The 691-nt window shown below is 64.4% G+C and carries 1 protein-coding gene and 1 pseudogene; both read left to right on the forward strand.

Going from position 1 to position 691, the window contains the following annotated elements; all coding sequences use genetic code 11:
- Positions 1–44: 44 nt before the first annotated feature.
- On the forward strand, positions 45–605 hold the full coding sequence (locus tag ACFQS7_RS30985) for a hypothetical protein (RefSeq protein WP_380070991.1): 561 nt from the start codon (positions 45–47) through the stop codon (positions 603–605).
- Positions 553–691, forward strand: a pseudogene (locus tag ACFQS7_RS30990) (IS6 family transposase); the annotation flags it as partial. The gene ACFQS7_RS30985 and the pseudogene ACFQS7_RS30990, both read left to right, overlap by 53 nt.

Below are 691 nucleotides of genomic sequence, written 5' to 3' on the forward strand. Positions count from 1 at the left end.
ACGATGTGCGCCTGATCCCGCCGTCCTACGTCAAGCCGTACGTCGTGCGCCAAAAGAACGATGCAGCCGATGCGGCTGCGATCTGCGAGGCGGTTACCCGGCCGAACGTGCGGACGACCCCGATCAAGACTACGGACCAGCAGGCGGCGAGGGTCATGCAGCGCACGCATGAGCTGCTGTCGCGGCAAAGGGTAACGCTCATCAATGCCGTCCGCGGTCATTTGGCGGAGTTCGGCATTCTCGCGCCTGCTGGCCCGCAGCATATGAGCCAACTGATCGAGCGGGTCGCCGACCCGACTACCTCCATACCGGCCGTGGCTCGGAATGCGCTGAACCTGCTCATCGATCAGCTTGTGGAGCTTGGAAAGCAGATCGACCAGCTGGAGGCGGGGATGAAGCGCCGCTGCAAGGCGGATCATGACGGTGCCCGACTGCTTGCCATCCCAGGGCATTGTCACGTTGTCCGCTCTGGTCGGGACGAAATAGTCGGGCCAAGCTGGCGGGATGCCGTCCGAGCCCACCACCTACCCCGGCTACCGCTTCCCAGCCGCGGTGATCCAGCATGCCGTCTGGCTCTACCACCTGTTCAGCTTGAGCCTGCGTGACATCGAGCTGATCCTGGCCGAGCGGGGCGTCGTGGTCAGCTATGAGAGCATCAGGCGCTGGTGCCTCCGCTTCGGCGCGGACTTCG

This window comes from Dankookia sp. GCM10030260 (assembly GCF_042666655.1).
In the GTDB taxonomy this organism is placed as follows: domain Bacteria; phylum Pseudomonadota; class Alphaproteobacteria; order Acetobacterales; family Acetobacteraceae; genus Paracraurococcus.